Source organism: Leucobacter edaphi (assembly GCF_016522535.1).
GTDB lineage: Bacteria > Actinomycetota > Actinomycetes > Actinomycetales > Microbacteriaceae > Leucobacter > Leucobacter edaphi.
The window spans coordinates 227,984-248,029 of record NZ_JAEHOI010000011.1 but is presented as its reverse complement, the minus strand read 5'-3'; the positions used below and the strand labels follow the sequence as shown (position 1 = coordinate 248,029).

Below are 20,046 nucleotides of genomic sequence, written 5' to 3'. Positions count from 1 at the left end.
CGCGGTGCTCCACCCGTCTCAGCGGCCTGATCAGTGGCGGAAGGTGTTTCCGGAGCCCGGGGCCGGCTGCGGGGCCGCGACCCCGGTCGCCCACGCGACCGCGTTGTTCGAGCCCGTGACCTCGAGTGCGGCGAGCGATCCGGTGAGGGTCACGTTCGCCCCGTTGCCGCTGATGCGCACACTCTTCGCATCTTCGCCGTTGAGGATCGCGCCCTCGCCGTCGATCTCGGCCTGCCCGAGATCGTCCGAGATGATCGCCTTCGCGCCGCTGCCGGAGATCTTCAGGAGGGCAAGATCCGAGAGATTCACGGTGTTCTGCGATCCGTTCACCTCGGCCGAACCCCACTCGTCCCCGAGCGCCGTCACCTCGTTGCCGGTGATCACGACGGATTTTGCCGACTCGATATTCGCGTTGACCTTGTTTCCCGAGATCTCGACCGTTCCGCACTCCCCGACCAGGGCGACCGCTGCGCCCTCGCCGGCGATCGTCACGTTCTCGCCGGACGTGCAGGATCCGCCCTCGGTTCCGAGCGTGTTCGCGCCCGCTCCAGAACCCGCCCCGGATCCGGAGCCCGATCCCGCGCCCGACCCGGCTCCCTGGCCGTCCGCCTGGCCCCCGCCGACCGCGCAGCCGGAGATCAGAAGCAGTGCCGCCGACGCGACGGCGAGGGCGCTGATGCCGCGCACCGCTCGGGTCAGCGGGGTCGAAATCGAGGGGGTGGGCCGATGCGAGAGGTGTCCGGTCATGCCCTCAGCCTACGTGCGAGGCGACGGAGCCTCCAGGCGCTCCTCGGAATTTGGACTCGGAATCGCGCGCAACGTCGCTGATGCGCGGACACGCGCTGGGGCTTGCCTGCTGGACACCCGGCCCGAGCCCCACCCACAGGCCTGCCAGGAATGGCGACGGCCGGCCATACCCGATTCTGCATCTGCGCTTGCCGGAAGCGGCACGGGGGATCAGAATGACGGGGTCGGAATGGCTGGCGGGCGAAGCGAGGGAGCGAACCGTGACCGATCAGAAGGTGGCGTCGGCGTCCGACGCGAATCCCAGAGACCCGCTGCGAGGGCCGAAGTCCTACTTCCCGTTCATCGAAGCGAAGTACGGCCGAACGATCGAGGAGTGGATCGCCGCCCTTCAGCCGCAGGCGGGGCGGAAGCACATGGAGCAGGTCGCCTGGCTCAAGGAGCAGGGCATGGGGCACGGGCACGCGCAGGCGCTCGTGCACGTGTTCCGCGCCGAGCACGGCGGTGCGTGAGGGGAGACCGAACCACTGCCCGTCGACGCCTGGCCAAACCCCTGATCCCGGCGTCACCCGGCGTTCCCGGGCCGCCCGGTGCTGGGAGCCGCACCGCATCGGATAGCATTCGCCCATGGATAAGGCAACGGTACGGACGCGGGCGCGCTGGCGGAGGGTCGCCGCTGCCCTCGCCGGGATCATCGGGGCCGCGATCGGCATTCCGCTGCTGGGCGTGCCGGCTGGCCTCCTCATCGGCTGGGCCGTTCTCCTCACGGTGAGCACCGGGCTGACCCTCCTGGCCGTTTGGCGCATGGACGGCGCCGCGACGCGATCCCACGCCACGATCGAGGATCCGGGCCGCCGCATCGCCCGCTTCGTCGCGGTCGTCGGCAGCGTCGCGAGCCTCGCCGCGGTACTCATCGTGATCATCGAGGCCCGCCACGCGGACGGGCTGCAAGCGGTCGTCCTCGCGGGCATCGCGATCGTGAGCGTCGCCTCCTCCTGGTTCGCGATCCAGACGAACTACATGCTGCACTACGCCCGCGTCTACTTCGAGGACGACGGCTCCGGAGGCACCCGCCGCGGCATCGACTTCAACGAGCAGACCGACCCCTGCTACTCCGACTTCGCCTACTTCGCGGTGGGCCTCGGACTCACGTACCAGGTGTCGGACACGAACATCTCCGACGTCGGAATCCGCCGGATCGTGATCGCGCAAACGCTGCTCGCCTACCTGTTCGGGGCCGGAATCATCGCGACCGTGATCAACCTCGTCGCGGGTCTCGGCTAGACCGGCCGACGCCCGGATTACGCCGCGCCACGTGATCACAGCGGGTTCTGATGACCCGCGGTTAGCCTTGCCCCATGACCGCCGAACCGCTCCAACCGAATGACGAGATCACGATCTCAGCGAGCGCATTGCGCACCCTCGGTGACCAGATGCAGCGTTTCCTGCTGGAATACCGCTTCGCGATGCAGGAGGTCGAGACGAAGCTCGCGATCCTGCGCGAGGAGTTCCTGCACATGCACGAGTACAACCCGATCGAGCACTTCTCGAGCCGGGTGAAGTCGGTCGACAGCCTCGTGGACAAACTCGAGCGCCGCGGCATCGATAACGATTTCGATGTCATCAGAGCGAACGTGCAGGACATCGCGGGCGTCCGCGTCACCTGCTCCTTCATTCGAGACGTCTACCGCCTCTTCGACCTGCTCACGCAGCAGGACGACATCACGGTCCTCGAGGTCGAGGACTACATCAAGGAGCCGAAGCCCAACGGCTACAAGAGCCTGCACGTCATCATCTCGATCCCGGTGTACCTGTCCACCGGGCCCGTCGAGGTGCCGGTCGAGGTGCAGTTCCGCACGATCGCCATGGATTTCTGGGCGAGCCTCGAGCACAAGATCTACTACAAGTATGCGCGCCAGGTGCCGAGCACCCTCCTCGGCGAGCTGAAGAGCGCCGCCGAGACGGCCGCGGAGCTCGACCAGCGGATGGAGCGCCTGCACGTTCAGCTGCACGGAGAACCGCCGGCAACGACCGCGCCGATCCAGCTCAACGAGGTTCGCCGACGCACGCTGCGCATCTAACCCCGTAGGGTCGAACCGTGGAAAGCGAATATCTGCCCGGCGGATCGGGCGGCGTCTGGCGGCGGCAGAGCGCTGCGGGGGAGACCCGGGTGCATCGGCCGACCGGCCCCTGGACGCCGGCGGTACACGAACTGCTCGAGTTTCTCGCGGAGGCGGAGCTCGACGGGATCCCGCGCCTGCACGGTTTCGATGCCGAGGGCGATGAGGTGCTCGACTTCCTCCCTGGCGAGACGCTCGACCCCGACGCCGAAACCGCCTCGGACGAGGCGCTTTCCGGTGCGGCCGCGTGGCTGCGCCGGTATCACGATGCCGTCCGCGGCTTCCGGCCGGGAACGCTGGAGTGGCGTCAGGGAGTGCAGCCCCTCGGCCCCGATCAGATCATCTGCCACAACGATCCCGGTCTCTACAACTGGGTCGTGGCGGACGGCGAGTTCGCCGGAATGATCGACTGGGATCGGGCCGGGCCGGGGTTTCCCATCGAGGATCTTGCGTTCCTGTGCTGGACGGGTGTGCCGCTCAACCGCGACTTCCCCGCGAACGAGGTGGCGCCGCGGCTCGCGCTCGCCGCAGAGGCCTACGGGCACGTTTCCCCCGCGGAGCTGCTCGACGCGGTCTCCGAGCGCATGGCGCTCATCTCGCACCGCTGGTCGGAGGGGATCCGCCGCGGCGATCCCGGCACCCTCGCGCTCCGCGACTCGGGGGTGATGGAGCGGCATCACGAGCGGGTGCGCGACTTCGAGGCGCGCCGCGCCGGGATCCGGGCGGCGCTGGATCGCTGAGCGCGTTGGATCGCTGAGCCCGGCCGGATCGCTGAGCGGACTGGATCGCTGAGCGCGCTGGATCGCTGAGCCGGGCTGGATCGCTGAGCCGGGCCGCCCGCTCGGGCGCCCGCTCACGGCCGGCTTCGACCGATTATCGACGCGCCCCCGCCGGGCCGTGTGCAAGACTGTGGACGGCGGAGACGCCCTGAACGAGGGAGTGCGGACGTGACGATGCAGGTGACGGGAACGGTGCTGACGGACGGCGGGATCGAGACCGCGCTCGAGGATCGGCTCGGGCAGGAGCTGCGAGAGTTCGCCGCCTTCGAGCTCCTCGGCACCGCGGCGGGCCGTGAGGCGCTGCGCGAGTACTACCGCCCCTTTGTCGAACTTGCCCGTGATCGGGAGATCCCCATTGTGCTCGATACGCCGACCTGGCGCGCGAACCCGGCGTGGGGCGATGCGCTCGGCTACGACGCCGATGCCCTCGCGGAGGTGAACACCGACGCGGTCGCGCTCGTCCGCGTCGCGGCGGAGTCGCTGTGGGAGGACGGCGAGGTGACGGTCAACGGGTGCGTCGGCCCGCGGTTCGACGAGTACGAGCGTTCGCAGCGCATGACGGCGGCCGAGGCGGCCGACTACCACGGCCCGCAGGTCGCCGCGCTCGCGGAGGCCGGTGCGGATCGCGTCACCTCGGTGACGACGCTCGACGCGGCCGAGGGAATCGGTGTGGTGCGCGCGGCGCGGGCGGCCGGAATCGAGGCGTTCGTCTCCTTTACCGTCGGGCCGGATGGCCTGCTCGCCGACGGCACGACGATCGTGGACGGCATCCGGGCCGTGGAAGCCGAGACGGACGGCTACGCGTCGGGCTATCTCCTCAACTGCGCGCACCCGAGCGAGGCCGCCCAGGCGCTCGCCGAGCACGCCGGAATGCCCGAACTGGCCCGGATCGTCGGGTTCCGCCTGAACGCCGCCCTGGCCGACGACGAGGGTGCGGGGGATCCGCCGGCCGAGTTCGCGGCGGGGCTCCTCGCGCTCCGCTCGACGGCTCCCTCCGCGATCGCGTTCGGCGGCTGCTGCGGCACCGATATCGCCCACATCGCGGCGGTCGCGGACCGTGCGATCCCCGCCGAACCGGCGGCTTGACGGGCGATTCCAGGGCATTTCGCTAGGCTGACCCCGTGACCCGTGATCCATTCGAGGAACTTTTCGGCCCGCAGGACGACACTCCGAGCCCCGTTCCAGCGCGCGAAAGGCTCGCCCACGAGCAGGCCGAGCGCGTGCGAACGGCCCAGCTGCCGCGCACTCCGCGCGACGGGGACGGCGTCGGACAGCGGGATGCGCAGGCCGCCCGCGGCGACCGGAAATCGCGCACGATTCCGTGGATCGTGGTCAGCGCGGTCGCGGTGCTCGCGATCGTCGCCTCGATCATTACGGTGAGTCTGGCGCGCGCGAACCAGTCGGAAGCCGAGACGCCGCAGCCCACAGCGACCACGCAGCCGACCCCCACCGCCACGCAGGAGCCGACGCCCTCGGAACAGCCGACGACGGAGACCCCTGATCCGAACGCACCGCCGAAGGTGGAGGTCGGGCCGACGGCGGAGATGCGGATCGGGCCGTGGAATGCGACCTCGCAGTTCTCGCAGAAGCTCGGCCCAACGAGCTTCACGATCCCGGACAATCAGAATCTGATCCTGTCGTCGAACCTCCTGAACTCCTTCCCCGATTCCTGCGCCGCGATGCGTCAGGAGTGGGGCGTGAAGAAGCTCGAGAGCGGCAAGTTCGAGCTGCTGCGGCCGGCGAAGCGCTGCGCGGCGGCGCCCGAGCTCTACGACGAGGTGTGGGGCCTGCTGGACGCCTGGGTCGGAACGATCAAGGCGGACTAGCCGGAGGCTCCGCCGCGGCGGAGCACTCACGTGCTCGGGTGAACTGCCCTACGGGTTCGGCGCGGCAAACAGCGCGGGCCAGAGCGCCACGGCGAGGCCATAACCGACGAAGCTCACGATGTCGAGGATCCAGTGGGCCACGATCAGCGGGGTCGAGCGGCCCCAGCGCTGGTAGGCCCAGCCGAAGACGAGCCCCATCACCACATTGCCCAGGAAGCCGCCGAAGCCCTGGTAGAGGTGGTAGCTGCCGCGCAGCAGCGCGCTCGAAACGATCGTCGCGACGGGGCCGACGCCGAGGCGGCGCAGCCGGTCGAAGAGATAGGCGACGACCACGAGCTCCTCACCGAGCGCGGCCTGCAGCGCGCGAAGGATCAGGATCGGCACCGTCCACCAGAACGCGCCGAGATCGGTGGGCACGACGGTCACATTGATACCGATGGCCTTGGTGATCAGGTAGAACGCGATCCCGGGGATGCCGATGAGCGCGGCGAGCCCCACCCCGGCAAGCACCTCGCGACCCACACGGAGCCGGCCGCCGTGCAGCGGGCGTCCGAGCCCGAGGGCACCGAGGTGCGGTGCGCGCGCCCGCCACAGCAGGAACGCCACGAGTGCCACGGGCGCGAGCCCGAAGAGGATCCCGAGCAGCTGGTAGGTCAGATCGAAACCGGAACGATCCGCGAGCGAGGTATTGAGCGTCGCGGTCTGTTCGGCGAGCGCCTCAGGCAGCGTGAGCCGGTCGATGATGATCACGATCCCGCGCACGCCCGCCGCGCCGAAGGACAGCGCGAGCACGATCCCGATCTCCCAGCGGAGACGGGTTCTGACGTCTGAGGGGGTGGCCTGCACCGCTCAAGGCTAACGCTGGACCCCATCAGGAACTAGTGAATCCATACAGCCGGTCCTGCGTGTCGGCCACAATACTGGTGGATCGCTACAGGAATCCATTACGAAGAAGTCACGTCGTCGCTGAACGTTCAATCGGGTTTCAGCACGTCGATAGGATGGGAGCGTACACATTCTGCACACGCGCGCGGAATTCGTTTTCAAGCCAGCTCCAGCGACGGGGTTGCCGCGTGCGGGAACTATCAGGAGGAGAGTTAACGTGAAGCGATCACGGATCGGTGTTGGGTTCATTGCCCTCGCCGCCGCAGGCGCGCTGGCCCTTGCAGGCTGCTCGTCGCCCGGAGGAGACAAGAAGGAAGAGCCCAAGGGCGACTCCAGCGCAATCATCAGCACCAATGGTTCTGAGCCCCAGAACCCGCTGATCGCCACCAACACCAACGAGGTTGGCGGCGGCAAGATCCTCGACGAGATCTTCGCCGGCCTGGTCTACTACGACGCAAAGGGTGCGCCGCACAACGACCTCGCCAAGTCGATCGAGACCAAGGACGCGATCAACTACACCATCAAGATCCGCGACGACGCGAAGTTCACCGATGGCACCCCGGTCAAGGCCGAGAACTTCGTCAAGGCGTGGAACTACGGCGCCGACTCGGCGAACAACCAGCTCGGCAGCTACTTCTTCGAGGACATCGACGGCTTCAGCTACGACAAGAGCGTCAAGGAGCTTCCCGGCCTCAAGGTCGTCGACGACACCACCTTCACGGTCAAGCTGAACAAGGCGGCATCGGACTTCCCGCTGCGCCTCGGCTACTCGGCCTTCTACCCGCTGCCCGACGCCGGGCTCAAGGACATGAAGGTCCAGGGCGAGACGCCGATCGGCAACGGCCCCTACATGCTCAAGGGCAAGGACGCGTGGGCGCACGACGAGCAGATCGAGCTCGTCACGAACCCCGACTACAACGGCCCCCGCAAGCCGAAGAACGGTGGCCTGACCATCAAGTTCTACGCGCAGCAGGACGCCTCCTACACCGACCTCATGGGCGGCAACGTCGACGTGATCGACCAGATCCCCGAGACGCAGCTCTCGAACTTCAAGGATGACCTCGGCGACCGCGCCATCAACCAGCCGGCCGCGCTCAACCAGACGTTCACGGTCCCGGAGCGCCTCGAGCACTTCAAGGGCGAGGAGGGCAAGCTCCGCCGCCAGGCGCTGTCGATGTCCTTCGATCGCAAGCAGATCACCGAGAAGATCTTCGACGGCACCCGCACCCCGGCGAGCGACTTCACCTCGCCCGTCATCGACGGCTGGTCGGACAAGCTCAAGGGCGCTGACGTCCTCGAGTACAACCCCGAGAAGGCTAAGCAGCTGTGGGCCGAGGCCGACAAGATCAGCCCCTGGAGCGGCACCTTCGAGATCGCCTACAACTCCGACGGCGGCCACCAGGCGTGGGTCGACGCGGTGACCAACCAGATGTCCAAGACGCTCGGTATCAAGGCGTCCGGCAAGGCCTACCCGAAGTTCGACGTCGTCCGCAAGGAGGTCACGGATCGCACGATCAAGACCGCCTTCCGCACCGGCTGGCAGGCCGACTACCCGGGTCTGTACAACTTCCTCGGCCCGTTGTTCGCAACGAACGCCTCGTCCAACGACGGCGACTACTCGAACAAGGACTTCGACAAGCTCATTGCCGAGGGCACGGTCCTGACCGATCCCGCCGCGGCGAACAAGAAGTACCAGGAGGCGCAGGAGATCCTGCTGCAGGACCTCCCCGCCATTCCGCTCTGGTACCAGAACGTCAACGGCGGCTACGGTGAGCAGGTCAGCAACGTCGAGTTCGGCTGGAACTCGGTGCCGCTGTACTACCAGATCACCAAGCAGTAACACCCCTCACGAGGAGGCCTCGGGCAGTGCCCGGGGCCTCCCCGCGTTCGGCCCGCACAACGGATCGAACGCCCTAACAAATCTGTCGGATTCGGCACATCGTCGTCCGAATACGGCATTCGCACCACGACTGCGAGAGAATACCGTCATGTCTCATCCCCACACCCACGAGTCGGAGAGGACCAGCGCATGCTGAGATACATCCTTTTCCGCCTCCTCCAGGTGATCCCCGTGCTGCTGGGCACCACCTTCCTGATCTACTTCCTGGTCTTCTTCATGCCGGGCGACCCGATCCTCGCGATGTTCGGCGACAAGACGCCCGATCCCGCAGTGGTCGAGCGCCTCCGCGAGCAGTACCACCTGGACCAGCCCTTCTTCATCCAGTACCTGCTCTACCTCAAGGGCGTGCTGGTCGGCGACTTCGGCATGAGCTTCTCCGGCCAGCCGGTGTCCGAGATCCTCGCCCGCACCTTCCCGGTCACGATCAAGCTCGCCGCGATGGCCATCGTGTTCGAGCTCATCTTCGCGATCCTGATCGGCCTCGTCTCCGGTCTCCGCAAGGGCAAGTTCTTCGACAACATCAACCTGATCATCGGCCTGCTCTTCATGAGCGTCCCGATCTTCGTGATCGCGTTCATCGCCCAGTGGGGCCTCGGGCTCAAGCTCGGCTGGTTCCGTCCGACGGTCGGCGCCGGTGCGCCGGTCCAGGACCTGATCCTGCCGGCGCTCGTGCTGGGCGTCAGCCTCTACGCGACGAGCATGCGCCTCACGCGCGCCTCGGTCATCGACACCCTGAACCAGGACTTCGTGCGCACCGCGTACGCGAAGGGCCTGAGCCGAGGGCGTGTGATCCCGGTGCACGTGCTCCGCAACTCGCTCATCCCGACCATCACGAACACGGCCACCGACTTCGGTGTCCTCATGGTCGGCGCGACCGTCACGGAGGGCATCTTCAACGTCCCCGGCGTCGGTAACGCGCTGTTCAACGCGATCCTGAAGGGCGACAACTCGCTCGTCGTCTCGTTCGTGACGTTCATGGTGCTCATCTACCTCGGCGTGAACCTGGTCGTCGACCTGCTCTACGCCGTACTCGACCCGAGGATCCGCTATGCCTGAGCCGCAGACACCGAAAATCGAGCACTTCGTCGCTCCGTTCGAGGAGACCCCGGTCGCCGCGGTCGACGCCGTCGTCGTCAAGGAAAAGAAGTCGAACCTCTGGCTCGACGCCTGGCGCGACATGCGCGGCCGTCCCATGTTCTGGATCTCCGCGGTGATCATCCTCCTCGTGATCCTGATCTCGCTGTTCCCGAGCCTGTTCACGAGCGTCAACCCGCAGGTGGGCGATCTCGACCACTCGAAGTCCGGCCCGAGCGCCGGGCACCCGCTCGGCTTCAACGTGCAGGGGCAGGACATCTACGCCCGCCTCATCTACGGCACCTCCACCTCGGTGAGTGTCGGCCTGCTCGTGATCCTGATCACCTTCGTGCTCGGCGGCATCGCCGGTTCGCTCGCGGGCTACTTCGGCGGATGGGTGGACACGATCCTGTCCCGTCTCGGCGACATCTTCTTCTCGATCCCCTACATCCTCGCGGCGGTGATCGTGATGTCGGTGTTCCAGGAGTACCGCAACCCGCTCACGATCGCGTTCGCGATCGGCGGGTTCTCGTGGCCCGTCTCGGCGCGAATCCTGCGTTCGGAGATCCTGAGGGTGAAGAACTCCGACTACGTCATGGCGTCGACGGCGCTCGGGCTGTCGAGGTTCAAGACCCTGCTCAAGCACGTCATCCCGAACTCGATCGCGCCGCTCATCGTCGTCACGACGCTGTCGCTGTCGGCCGCGATCGTCGCGGAGGCCGTGCTCTCGTTCCTTGGCGTCGGGCTTCCGCCTGCCGAGTTCGTGAGCTGGGGCAATGACATCAGCTCCGCGCAGCGCGAGCTGCGCAACGACCCGCAGATTCTCCTCTACCCGTCCCTCGCGCTCGCGATCACCGTGCTGGGCTTCGTCATGCTCGGCGAGGTCGTGCGAGACGCGCTCGATCCGAAGGCGAGGGCCCAGCGATGAACGATCAGCAGCCGATCCTCAGCGTCCGCGACCTCAAGGTCGAGTTCGGTAAGAAGAAGGAGCGCCGCGAGGTGCTTCACGGCGTCAGCTTCGACGTGCACCGCGGCGAGACCGTCGCGATCGTCGGCGAGTCGGGTTCCGGCAAGTCCACCACGATGCACGCCGTGATCAACCTGCTGCCCGGCACCGGCAAGATCACCGGCGGCTCCGTGGACTGGCGGGGACGCGAGCTCGTCGGCATCGGCCGACGGGACATGGAGCACATCCGCGGCCGCGAGATCGGTCTCGTGCCGCAGGACCCGATGTCGAACCTCAACCCGGTGTGGTCGGTGGGCTTTCAGGTCGAGGAGGCGATCCGCGCGAACGGGCTCGCGTCCTCGAAGAAGGAAGCGCACGCCCGCGCGATCGAGGTGCTCGAGCAGGCCGGCCTGCAGGACGCTGAGCTCCGGATGCGGCAGTACCCGCACCAGTTCTCCGGCGGAATGAAGCAGCGCGCCCTCATCGGCATCGGACTCTCCGCGAACCCGGAGCTCCTCATCGCGGACGAGCCCACCTCGGCGCTCGACGTGACGGTGCAGCGCGTGGTCCTCGACCACCTGCAGACCCTGACGAGCGAGCTCGGCACCGCGGTCGTCTTCATCACCCACGATCTCGGTCTCGCGGCCGAGCGCGCGGAGAAGCTGATCGTGATGTACCAGGGCAACATCGTCGAGTCGGGCCCGAGCCGCGAGATCCTCGAGCGGCCGCAGCACCCGTACACGAAGCGTCTCGTCTCGGCCGCACCGAGCCTCGCCTCGCGCCGGATCGGCGCGGACGCGACCGTTCCCGCGGCGCCGACGAGCTCCTTCGACCTCACGGCGGTCGCGGAATCCGACAAGCAGATCGATCCGAATCGCCCGATGATCGAGGTTTCCGGCCTCGGGAAGACGTACAAGATCCGCACCGGCAACTTCGGCACGACCGACCTGCACGCCGTCTCGGACGCGACCTTCACGGTGAAGCGCGGCGAGACCATGGCGCTCGTGGGCGAGTCGGGATCGGGCAAGTCGACGATCGCGAAGATGGTGCTGAAGCTCGAGGAGCCGACCACCGGCTCGATCAAGATCGACGGCGTCGAGACGGCCGACATGCGCGGTCGCGCGCTCTTCGATCTGCGCGGCAAGCTGCAGCCGGTCTTCCAGGACCCCTACGGCTCGCTCGACCCGCTGCACAACATCGGCAACACGATCATGGAGCCGCTCAACATCCACAAGGTTGGCGACGCTGCGAGCCGCAAGGCCCGCATGCTGGAGCTGCTCGATCAGGTGGCGCTGCCGCGCGAGCTCGCGACGCGCTACCCGAACGAGCTGTCCGGCGGCCAGCGGCAGCGCGTCGCCGTTGCGCGCGGCCTGGCGCTGAAGCCCGAGATCCTCGTCCTCGACGAGGCCGTCTCGGCGCTCGATGTGCTCGTGCAGGCGCAGATCCTGGACCTGCTCGCCGAATTGCAGCGTGACCTGGGGCTCACCTACCTGTTCATCACCCACGATCTCGCGGTCGTCCGGCTCATCGCCGACCGCGTGTGCGTGATGCAGCAGGGCCGGATCGTGGAGCAGGCCACCACGGAGGAGATCTTCGAGAACCCCCGCGAGGCCTACACGCAGAACCTGCTCGCCGCGATCCCCGGACGCAACATCGAGCTCGGCGTCGAATAAGCGCGAGCGGGGCGAAGCCCGCATCGAACTGCTCCCCGGGAGTCGGACCGAAATGCTCGGTTCCGGCTCCCGGGGAGCAGTTCTGCGCGTGCGGTCTGCGCCGGGTTCTTGATGGGCCGGGGCCGGGTTTCGGCCGGGGCCGGTCCCGAGCGTCCGCCCCGGCTTCCGGCCGTGCCGGTCCCGAGCGTCCGCCCCTCCGCTCCTCTGCGCGCCTGGCCCCCGGCCCGTCCGAACCGCCCCCCCGGGCCCACGGCCCACGGCCCGTCCGAACGGCCACCGCCGGCCCATGGCCCTCGGCCCCGCCCGTCTGGCCCCGCCCCGCATCCCACCCCCGGTCCGGCCCTGCCCGTTCAATAACTAAGCAATGTGCGTTTAATAAGTCGAAGATCGCGAATTTGGACTTATTAAACGCACATTGCTTATTTTGTGCACGCCGGCCCGGGTCTATCGGCACCGGGCCGGGCGGACGGAGGGTGGGCAGACCCGCCTCGGCGCCGGGCCGGGCCGGATCGGGGACCGCTCGAATCAGTCCCGGATCAAGGGCAGCCCCCGATCACGTCGGCGCGGGCGAGCGGGCGCGAACGCGAGGCGTCTAGCCCGCGCGCCGCGCGGCGATCGCCGCGCCGGAGAGCGCGAGCGCGGCGCAGCACAGCACGAACAGCGACATGGGGAGCGCCGTGTGTTCGCCCCACGCGCCCGAAATCGGCGAGCCGATGCTGCCGAACGCGAACTGGGTTGCGCCGAGCAGCGCCGATCCGGATCCGCGCGCCGCGGCGGCCCGCTCGAGTGCGAGGGCGCTCGCGTTCGACATGATCAGGCCGGTTCCGCCCGTGAGCACGAAGGCGCAAGCGATGAAGCCCGGCGCCGTGAGCGTGCCGGTGAGCCACTGTGCGGTGAGCGCGATCCCGGCGGTCACCGTGAGGCACGCCCCGAGGAGCAGCATCCGCGTCGCGGGAACCTTTCCGGCGAGCCTCGCATTCACGAGGTTCGCGAGGATCATCGCGGCCGCCCCGAGGCCGAAGGCGAGCGAGTAAACGAACGGCGGCATCCCCAGGATCGTCTGACCCACGAAAGGAGACGAGGAAATGTACGACATCATCGCGCCGAACGCGAGCCCGAACACGATCATGAGCAGGAGAAACTCGCGATCCGCGAGGAGGGAGCGGAACGCGGCGAGTGCCGTGCGGAGGCCGGCATCGCGGCGGGCCTCGGGCGGCAGCGCTTCCGGGACGGCGAGCAGCGCGAGCGCGAACATCAGTACGGCGATGCCCGCGAGCACCCCGAGCACGGCGTGCCAGTCGCCGAGGATGAGGATCGCGCCGCCGATCGGAGGGGCGAGGAGCGGGCCGAGTCCGACGAACATCGCGATGAGGCTGATCGCACGGATCGCCGCGGGACCCTCGGAGAGATCGACGGCGACGGCCCGGGAGATGACGACGCCGGCGGATCCGGAGAGGCCCTGGATCAGGCGCAGCGCGATGAACAGTTCGATGTTGGGGGCGAACACCATCGCGATGCTCGCGAGGGCGAATACGCCGATCGCGGGGACGAGCACTGTGCGGCGCCCGAGCTGGTCGGAGAGGGGGCCGAGGAGGAGCTGGCCGAGCCCCATGCCGAGCAGGAACGCGGTGAGCGTCAGTTGCACGGAGGAGGGCTGCGCCCCGAGATCCCGCGCGATCGACGTGAACGATGCGAGGTACATGTCGGTCGCGAAGGGCCCGACCGCGGCGAGAAACGAGAGGACGCCGAGCAGGGGAGCGGTGAGCCGTGGCCGACGAGTCATTCCCAGATGATATATGATCCATGCCGCAATCCTCCGGGGAGGATCAGCTAGAATAATACGTCGGCCTTTTCGGCGTATCCGCGGGTGCAGTGTTCCCGCATCGCGTCGGGCACACGATCCTTGCCGGCGCATCACTCGTCTCGTTAGGACTCCACTTTTATGGCGCTCGCCACCCGCGAAGACCTCCGCAACGTCGCTATCGTCGCACACGTCGATCACGGCAAGACCACCCTTGTCGACGCCATGCTGCGTCAGACCAACTCCTTCGATGCTCACGCCGACGTCGACGATCGGGTCATGGACTCGAACGACCTCGAGCGCGAGAAGGGCATCACGATCCTCGCGAAGAACACCGCGATCACCTACGAGGGCGCCCACGCCAAGAACGGCCCCATCGTCATCAACGTCGTCGATACGCCCGGCCACGCCGACTTCGGCGGCGAGGTCGAGCGCGCCCTCTCGATGGTCGACGGCGTCGTCCTGCTCGTCGACTCCTCCGAGGGCCCGCTCCCGCAGACCCGCTTCGTGCTCCGCAAGGCGCTCGAGGCGAAGCTCCCCGTGATCCTCGCGGTCAACAAGACCGACCGTCCGGACGCCCGCATCGAGGAGGTCGAGGGCGAAGCCCAGGATCTGCTCCTCGGCCTCGCCTCGGACCTGTCCGAGGATCACCCCGAGATCGATGTCGACGCCGTTCTCGACGTCCCCACCGTCTACCTCTCGGGCCGCGCAGGCGCAGCGAGCCACAACCGTCCCGCCGACGGCGAGCTGCCCGACAACCTCGATCTCGAGCCGCTGTTCGAGACGATCCTGGATCGCGTCCCGGCGCCGACCTACGACGACGAGCACCCGCTGCAGGCGCACGTCACCAACCTCGACTCGTCGCCGTTCCTCGGCCGAATCGCCCTGCTCCGCCTGCACCACGGCTGGATCAAGAAGGGCCAGACCGTGGCCTGGGTGAAGCACGATGGCACGACCCAGAACGTCCGCATCACCGAGCTCATGCTCACCAAGGCGCTCACCCGCTTCCCGGCCGAAGAGGCCGGTCCCGGCGATATCGTCGCGATCGCGGGCATCGAGGACATCACGATCGGCGAGACCATCGCCGACTCGGAGGACGTGCGCCCCCTCCCGACCATCACGGTCGACGAGCCCGCGATCTCGATGACGATCGGCGCGAACACCTCGCCGCTCGTCGGCAAGGTGAAGGGCCACAAGCTCACCGCCCGCATGATCAAGGACCGCCTCGACCGCGAGCTGATCGGCAACGTGTCGCTCCGCGTCGTCGACACCGGGCGTCCCGACGCCTGGGAGGTGCAGGGCCGCGGCGAGCTCGCGCTCGCGATCCTCGTCGAGAACATGCGCCGCGAGGGCTTCGAGCTGACCGTCGGGAAGCCGCAGGTGGTCACGCGCGAGGTCAACGGCAAGACGCACGAGCCGTTCGAGCACCTCACGATCGACACCCCCGAGGAGCACCTCGGCGCCATCACCCAGCTTCTTGCCGCGCGCAAGGGCCGCATGGAGAACATGGTGAACCACGGCACCGGCTGGGTGCGCATGGAGTTCATCGTGCCGTCGCGCGGGCTCATCGGCTTCCGCTCGGAGTTCATGACGATCACCCGCGGTACCGGCATCGCGAACGCGATCTCGCACGGCTACGACGAGTGGGCCGGCGTCATCACGACCCGGAACAACGGCTCCATCGTTGCCGATCGCGCCGGTGTCGTGACGCCGTTCGCGATCATCAACCTCCAGGAGCGCATGAGCTTCTTCGTGCAGCCCACCGAAGAGGTCTACGAGGGCATGGTCATCGGCGAGAACTCCCGCTCCGAGGACATGGACGTGAACATCACCAAGGAGAAGAAGCTCACCAACATGCGCTCCTCTACGGCCGATTCGTTCGAGTCGATGACCCCGTCGCGCCAGCTCACGCTCGAGGAGTGCCTCGAGTTCGCCCGCGAGGACGAGTGCGTCGAGGTCACCCCCGACGCCGTGCGCATCCGCAAGGTCGAGCTCGACGCGAACTCGCGCGCCCGCGCCGCGTCGCGCCTGAAGAACCAGAAGTAGTCGCTGCGCCGCGGAAGCGGCCGTGAGTGACGAGCGCAAGGGCCCCGGTGTTACGACCGGGGCCCTTGGCGTTTCTGGGGTGGCTCGATGCGGAGCCCCGGCCGGAGTGCGGGGCAGCGGCCGGATCAGCACGGGGATGCGGCATCCTTTCCGGCCGTGATCTGGTGGTTCGCGGTGCCGAGCGTCGTGCGTGCGGGTGCTTTGGCACGCAAGGCCGCGCCCGGGCCGTCTCGATTTTTGCGCGGGCTCGAAACGCGATAGAGTAGTCCCTGCGCGTGAGCGCAATCGGGATGTGGCGCAGCTTGGTAGCGCACGTCGTTCGGGACGACGGGGTCGCAGGTTCAAATCCTGTCATCCCGACGAGAAGCCCCGGTCAGAAGCAATTTTGACCGGGGCTGTTTTCGTTTTCTGACTGGCGGGTGCTGCTTTGCAGGCGTAGCCGTTGGACGTGCCCCGCGAAAGCGGGGCGGCGAGTCTGGCAGTGAGCTCTTCAATCACAACTCGCGAGCAAGAAGACCGGGCCGAGAGGCTTTCCGGAGTTGGCTCAAGCCCCCCTACTCCGGTGACCTGCTTCGTCACTACAATCATCACAGGCCTTGTCGCGGGAACGACAATCAAGCTCGACCTGATTGCGTTCGCACCCGCACTGAGGTCACGACTAGCCGTGTTTGAGTTCGGCGAACGGCCACCAACTCGTTTCAGTGCGGCTCGGCGATTCAACATCATGTAACTCGAGTGCTTCATCCCAAGAGGACTAATCGCTTATGAATTTCCAGGAACTGTATGAAGTGCTGAACGGTCAGCTCAATGCCGAGGCCTTTCGGCTGGCAGAGGAAGCACTGAAGTACGACCCACCAAGTCTGGACCACACGGTGAGCCGAAGTGAACAGATCGTCCACTTGTTCCTTTCGCAGTTGCCGTTGCACGGGGTCGTCGTTGACTCGAGAACGTTGAACGATGCTCTCAGCTCTTCGCGGGAGTACTTCGAGAAGTCGTATCGTTACCACTTTCAACAGCTGCATGAGAGCCTTCGCTCGCAGGTTTCTCCGAATTCAGCAGCTCAAGGTGGCTCAAATCAGACCCAGTTGTCGCCGCAGTTTTTGGAGGAAGGCAACTCTGGCGCGGATCAAGGGGACCTGAAACGCAGCAGATTGGAGCAACAATCCAGTCCGTTAGAAGCCGCCCCAGGCATCGAGATTACTCCCGAGTTTGCACGCGCTTTGGAGTTGTTGAATCGCGGGAGCAGTATCTTCCTCACCGGAAAGGCTGGCACTGGCAAGTCCACATTGATTCGCCGCTTCCTTTCTCAAACGACACGTAACGCCGTCACGGTTGCACCGACCGGTATTGCTGCGCTGAATGTCGATGGATACACGATCCATCGGCTATTTTCATTCCACGCGGGAATAAACGAAGAGGACGTTCGAAGCGGAAATTACTATCCAGGTCGCTTCGCAGATGCGCTGAGCAGGCTGGACACTCTCATCATTGATGAGGTTTCGATGGTGCGGGCTGACCTCTTTGACACTCTCGCGGCAGCTCTTGAGCGATTCGGGCCTAAACCTGGGGCCCCTTTCGGTGGTGTGCAACTGGTACTCGTCGGTGATCTCTATCAGTTGCCGCCTGTAGTTACTGAACGTGAGTCAAAGTACATCGCGGAGAAATTCGGCACACCATACTTCTTCTCTGCGAAGTCATTTAGTCGTGAGCAGTTCCCGACCGTTGAACTCACGACGGTCTTCCGCCAGATCAACGATCGCCGAATGGTGGATTTGCTGAATGCCGTGCGCTCTGGTGCGCTGCTTGAAGCGGCCAGAGCAGAACTCAATCGGCAAACTCAGCCTGACTTTGACCCTGCGCTTGATGAATTCTGGCTCACTCTCGCTACCACGAACCGAATCGTGGGCGCCAGGAATAAGCAGATGCTTGAACGGCTTACTGACCGTCCGAGTGTGTTTACGGCCAGTGTGTCTGGTGAGACCGATGGATTTGAATACCCCGCTGACGAGAAACTACAACTCGCAGTTGGTGCGCAAGTGATGCTTCTCAATAACGATGAGGCCGGGCGTTGGGTAAACGGTACGATCGGCAAGATCGAGGACATCAGTGAGAACGGGAGCGAGACCGTTGTTTCGGTGCTGCTCCGGAATGGGCAAAAGGTCGATGTCAGTCGGCATCAGTGGGAAATCACACGCCCCTATGTCGATGGTGGGTCTCTGCGCCATGAAGTAATTGGCTCGTTTAGACAGTTCCCAATGAAGCTCGCATGGGCAATTACAATCCACAAGAGCCAAGGGCAAACACTCGACCGCGTTGTGGTTGACCTCACGGGAGGGACCTTTGCGAATGGGCAACTCTATGTTGCATTGAGTCGTTGTACCAGCTTGGATGGGTTGGTTCTTAAACGTGACGTGCTGCCTCGCGACCTCAAGACCGACATCCTTGTACGACGCTTTCTTGAGGATGGTACAACGACACCAAGCACACGGGGTAGAGCGTTTATCTCAGTCCTCAGCGTCGGGAATGAGGGGGATCGCTATCGCCCGCGTCCGGTTGAGATCGCGGTCGTTACTGACGACGGTGATGAAGCGCACACAATCGTGAACCCGACGAGTGATCTATTCTCGGCGCAAAAAGACTTTGGAATCACCACTCAAGATGTCGCGCTTGCGCCAGTTCTCACGGAGGCTTGGGCAGCACTGGCCCCGGTTCTCACCGGCAGAGTGCCTACGGGGGTCAACGTTGATCACGACCTCGGAATCATTGATTATGAGCTGAAGCGCAACGGAGTAGTGACCGAAATGCCACTGGGAGCCGAACTGCCTCAAGAGCTGTTTACCGTGTCTGAGCGACAAGCACTACAGGCTCCGCAAGCAATTGCACGGGCACGCGCCTTGCGTGATATCGCAGCCAGGCTCGAAAAGAAGCGATCACGGGCGCTGAAACAAATGCACGGATTTCCGTTCGCTATGAACGCTTCTCATCACGGCTATTTGCTTCAACGCGCTTCCTCATCTTCCGACCACAATAGCCCAGAGCTTTTCACGGTCGGCGGCTACCTCACTATGGAAGATGATGCTGCGCTGGTACTTGCCCAACTCCTGAGAAACGCGTGGGATCGTGTTGTCGATCCCAATACCCAATCCCTCAGCCAAATACGTAGCGTCGAGGGACACTTCGGCGTGCAGATCTTGCCTGAGGGGTTCGAACTGGCTGCCGACGCTACGGCGGAGACGGTGCTCGTAGCCGGCGCGCGGGTTTGCTTTACCGGAGAAGTGGTATCTGAAATACACGGTGTATTCAGTCGCGATGAGATGAATCGCCTCGCAGAGAATCGAGGCCTCGTGATCTCAGCAAATATGACCAAAACGAAGACGGACGTGTTGGTCGTTGCCGCGCGCGGAAGCCAGTCAGGAAAAGCGAAGAAGGCAGCGGAGTGGGGCAAACCCGTGCTCGCCGCGGAGGAGTTCCTTGACTGGGCATTGAAGAATGACGGTGCGGATGGGGTACTCACCCGTTGACTAGTTGACTCACGAGCAAGGCGCGGGCGGCTATTCCCAAGATGAGGGGAGGCTCTTCCAAAACGATTTGGGTGAGACGTCTTCTGAGCGATTGTGTGACACGCATATTGCGATCAACATAGTCACTCCGGAACGGGAAATGAGTAGGCGGCGGAGCTTCCCTCAGAAATCGAGCGCCCCGATCACCTTGGAGTTCCCCGCCACCCCTTGGCTAGCCCCCGAAGTTTCATCGCGCGGACGCGCCACATCGGGGCGAGGACGAGGTAGCCGATCGGCGCGAAGAGGCCGCCGATCGTGAGTTCCTCGTGCCAGATCGCGGTTCCGGTTCTCGTCGCGTAGACCGAGATCTCGTGGTTCCAGGATCGCAGCAGGGCGAGCGGCCCGGTGAGCGGCCTCCCGGCGTCGCGCATTGTCCGGGCTCCTGGCGCGGCCTCGGCGGGGGAGAGGTCCTCGATCGCGATGCGCTGGGTCCCGAGCGGCAGGATCCCGAACGCGAGCAGCGCAACATCGGTGCGCGAACCGGATTCGAACCGCTCGGGGAGCCGGGTTCCGGCCGCCGGCCGCATCTGCAGGGCGGGGGCGTACAGCCGCGCGGCCACGGCGGGATCGTGGAGCGAACGCCAGGCAAGATCCGGCTCGCAATCGATCGTGATGACGGAGCGAATCCGCAGTTCAAGCATCGTTTCTGACCTCCGCGTCCGGTCGGCGGGCGGGCGTCGAGCCCGAATACG

16 protein-coding genes and 1 tRNA gene are annotated in these 20,046 nt (G+C 65.8%); 13 read left to right on the top strand and 4 right to left on the bottom strand.

Going from position 1 to position 20,046, the window contains the following annotated elements; translation table 11 throughout:
• Window positions 1–30: 30 nt before the first annotated feature.
• Complete coding sequence (locus JD292_RS11220) at window positions 31–747, bottom strand: DUF3060 domain-containing protein (RefSeq protein WP_200132839.1); 717 nt, start codon at window positions 745–747, stop codon at window positions 31–33.
• A gap of 260 nt (window positions 748–1,007) precedes the next feature.
• Here JD292_RS11220 and JD292_RS11215 point away from each other — a divergent pair, with 260 nt between their 5' ends.
• The 6 genes from JD292_RS11215 to JD292_RS11190 all read left to right on the top strand — a co-directional run bounded on the left by JD292_RS11215 (window position 1,008) and on the right by JD292_RS11190 (window position 5,469).
• Window positions 1,008–1,256, top strand: a complete 249-nt coding sequence (locus JD292_RS11215) for a DUF4287 domain-containing protein (protein WP_369411234.1) — start codon at window positions 1,008–1,010, stop codon at window positions 1,254–1,256.
• Window positions 1,257–1,371: 115 nt separating this feature from the next.
• Entirely contained in the window at window positions 1,372–2,028 is a 657-nt protein-coding gene (locus JD292_RS11210) for a DUF1345 domain-containing protein (protein WP_200132837.1), read from the top strand.
• Window positions 2,029–2,102: 74 nt separating this feature from the next.
• Window positions 2,103–2,825, top strand: a complete 723-nt coding sequence (locus tag JD292_RS11205; protein WP_200132836.1) for a GTP pyrophosphokinase — start codon at window positions 2,103–2,105, stop codon at window positions 2,823–2,825.
• Between the two features lie 17 nt (window positions 2,826–2,842).
• A complete protein-coding gene (locus tag JD292_RS11200) occupies window positions 2,843–3,604 on the top strand; it encodes a phosphotransferase (RefSeq protein WP_200132835.1) in 762 nt (253 codons plus the stop codon).
• 213 nt (window positions 3,605–3,817) lie between these two features.
• Window positions 3,818–4,729 carry a homocysteine S-methyltransferase family protein gene (locus JD292_RS11195; RefSeq protein ID WP_200133003.1) on the top strand — a complete coding sequence of 304 codons (912 nt, stop codon included), beginning with the start codon at window positions 3,818–3,820 and terminating at the stop codon, window positions 4,727–4,729.
• 35 nt (window positions 4,730–4,764) lie between these two features.
• Entirely contained in the window at window positions 4,765–5,469 is a 705-nt protein-coding gene (locus tag JD292_RS11190; RefSeq protein WP_200132834.1) for a hypothetical protein, read from the top strand.
• A gap of 48 nt (window positions 5,470–5,517) precedes the next feature.
• Here the strand turns inward: JD292_RS11190 and JD292_RS11185 are convergent, their stop codons facing one another.
• Window positions 5,518–6,315, bottom strand: a complete 798-nt coding sequence (locus tag JD292_RS11185; protein ID WP_200132833.1) for a CPBP family intramembrane glutamic endopeptidase — start codon at window positions 6,313–6,315, stop codon at window positions 5,518–5,520.
• Window positions 6,316–6,571: 256 nt separating this feature from the next.
• On the opposite strand from JD292_RS11185, the gene JD292_RS11180 reads away from it, so the two are divergent.
• From JD292_RS11180 to JD292_RS11165, 4 genes are all read left to right on the top strand, one after another.
• Window positions 6,572–8,194 (top strand): peptide ABC transporter substrate-binding protein, encoded by a 1,623-nt coding sequence (locus JD292_RS11180; protein ID WP_200132832.1) that lies wholly within the window; start codon window positions 6,572–6,574, stop codon window positions 8,192–8,194.
• A 189-nt stretch (window positions 8,195–8,383) separates the two neighbouring features.
• Complete coding sequence (locus JD292_RS11175; protein WP_200132831.1) at window positions 8,384–9,310, top strand: ABC transporter permease; 927 nt, start codon at window positions 8,384–8,386, stop codon at window positions 9,308–9,310.
• Entirely contained in the window at window positions 9,303–10,256 is a 954-nt protein-coding gene (locus JD292_RS11170) for an ABC transporter permease (RefSeq protein ID WP_200132830.1), read from the top strand. Before JD292_RS11175 ends, JD292_RS11170 begins: the two co-directional genes overlap by 8 nt.
• The gene (locus tag JD292_RS11165; protein ID WP_200132829.1) at window positions 10,253–11,947 is read left to right on the top strand and encodes a dipeptide ABC transporter ATP-binding protein; all 1,695 of its coding nucleotides are present in this window, start codon (window positions 10,253–10,255) and stop codon (window positions 11,945–11,947) included. The genes JD292_RS11170 and JD292_RS11165 overlap by 4 nt, the downstream gene beginning before the upstream one ends.
• Before the next feature lie 592 nt (window positions 11,948–12,539).
• Here JD292_RS11165 and JD292_RS11160 read toward each other — a convergent pair.
• Window positions 12,540–13,730 carry a multidrug effflux MFS transporter gene (locus JD292_RS11160; RefSeq protein ID WP_200132828.1) on the bottom strand — a complete coding sequence of 397 codons (1,191 nt, stop codon included), beginning with the start codon at window positions 13,728–13,730 and terminating at the stop codon, window positions 12,540–12,542.
• Between the two features lie 159 nt (window positions 13,731–13,889).
• Here JD292_RS11160 and typA point away from each other — a divergent pair, with 159 nt between their 5' ends.
• The 3 genes from typA (at window position 13,890) to JD292_RS11145 (ending at window position 19,315) form a co-directional block, all read left to right on the top strand.
• Window positions 13,890–15,794 carry a translational GTPase TypA gene (gene typA, locus JD292_RS11155; RefSeq protein WP_200132827.1) on the top strand — a complete coding sequence of 635 codons (1,905 nt, stop codon included), beginning with the start codon at window positions 13,890–13,892 and terminating at the stop codon, window positions 15,792–15,794.
• 286 nt (window positions 15,795–16,080) lie between these two features.
• Window positions 16,081–16,154: transfer RNA gene (locus JD292_RS11150), tRNA-Pro, on the top strand.
• 404 nt (window positions 16,155–16,558) lie between these two features.
• Window positions 16,559–19,315 (top strand): AAA family ATPase, encoded by a 2,757-nt coding sequence (locus JD292_RS11145; protein WP_200132826.1) that lies wholly within the window; start codon window positions 16,559–16,561, stop codon window positions 19,313–19,315.
• Between the two features lie 182 nt (window positions 19,316–19,497).
• Here JD292_RS11145 and JD292_RS11140 read toward each other — a convergent pair whose 3' ends face one another.
• Entirely contained in the window at window positions 19,498–19,995 is a 498-nt protein-coding gene (locus JD292_RS11140; protein ID WP_200132825.1) for a hypothetical protein, read from the bottom strand.
• Window positions 19,996–20,046 lie beyond the last annotated feature (51 nt).

Coding starts and splice junctions, on each gene's coding strand:
- JD292_RS11140 (WP_200132825.1), bottom strand. CDS start 19,995: ATGCTTGAACTGCGGATTCGCTCCGTCATCACGATCGATTGCGAGCCG.
- JD292_RS11145 (WP_200132826.1), top strand. CDS start 16,559: ATGAATTTCCAGGAACTGTATGAAGTGCTGAACGGTCAGCTCAATGCC.
- JD292_RS11175 (WP_200132831.1), top strand. CDS start 8,384: ATGCTGAGATACATCCTTTTCCGCCTCCTCCAGGTGATCCCCGTGCTG.
- JD292_RS11165 (WP_200132829.1), top strand. CDS start 10,253: ATGAACGATCAGCAGCCGATCCTCAGCGTCCGCGACCTCAAGGTCGAG.
- JD292_RS11195 (WP_200133003.1), top strand. CDS start 3,818: ATGCAGGTGACGGGAACGGTGCTGACGGACGGCGGGATCGAGACCGCG.
- typA (WP_200132827.1), top strand. CDS start 13,890: ATGGCGCTCGCCACCCGCGAAGACCTCCGCAACGTCGCTATCGTCGCA.
- JD292_RS11160 (WP_200132828.1), bottom strand. CDS start 13,730: ATGACTCGTCGGCCACGGCTCACCGCTCCCCTGCTCGGCGTCCTCTCG.
- JD292_RS11220 (WP_200132839.1), bottom strand. CDS start 747: ATGACCGGACACCTCTCGCATCGGCCCACCCCCTCGATTTCGACCCCG.
- JD292_RS11205 (WP_200132836.1), top strand. CDS start 2,103: ATGACCGCCGAACCGCTCCAACCGAATGACGAGATCACGATCTCAGCG.
- JD292_RS11210 (WP_200132837.1), top strand. CDS start 1,372: ATGGATAAGGCAACGGTACGGACGCGGGCGCGCTGGCGGAGGGTCGCC.
- JD292_RS11170 (WP_200132830.1), top strand. CDS start 9,303: ATGCCTGAGCCGCAGACACCGAAAATCGAGCACTTCGTCGCTCCGTTC.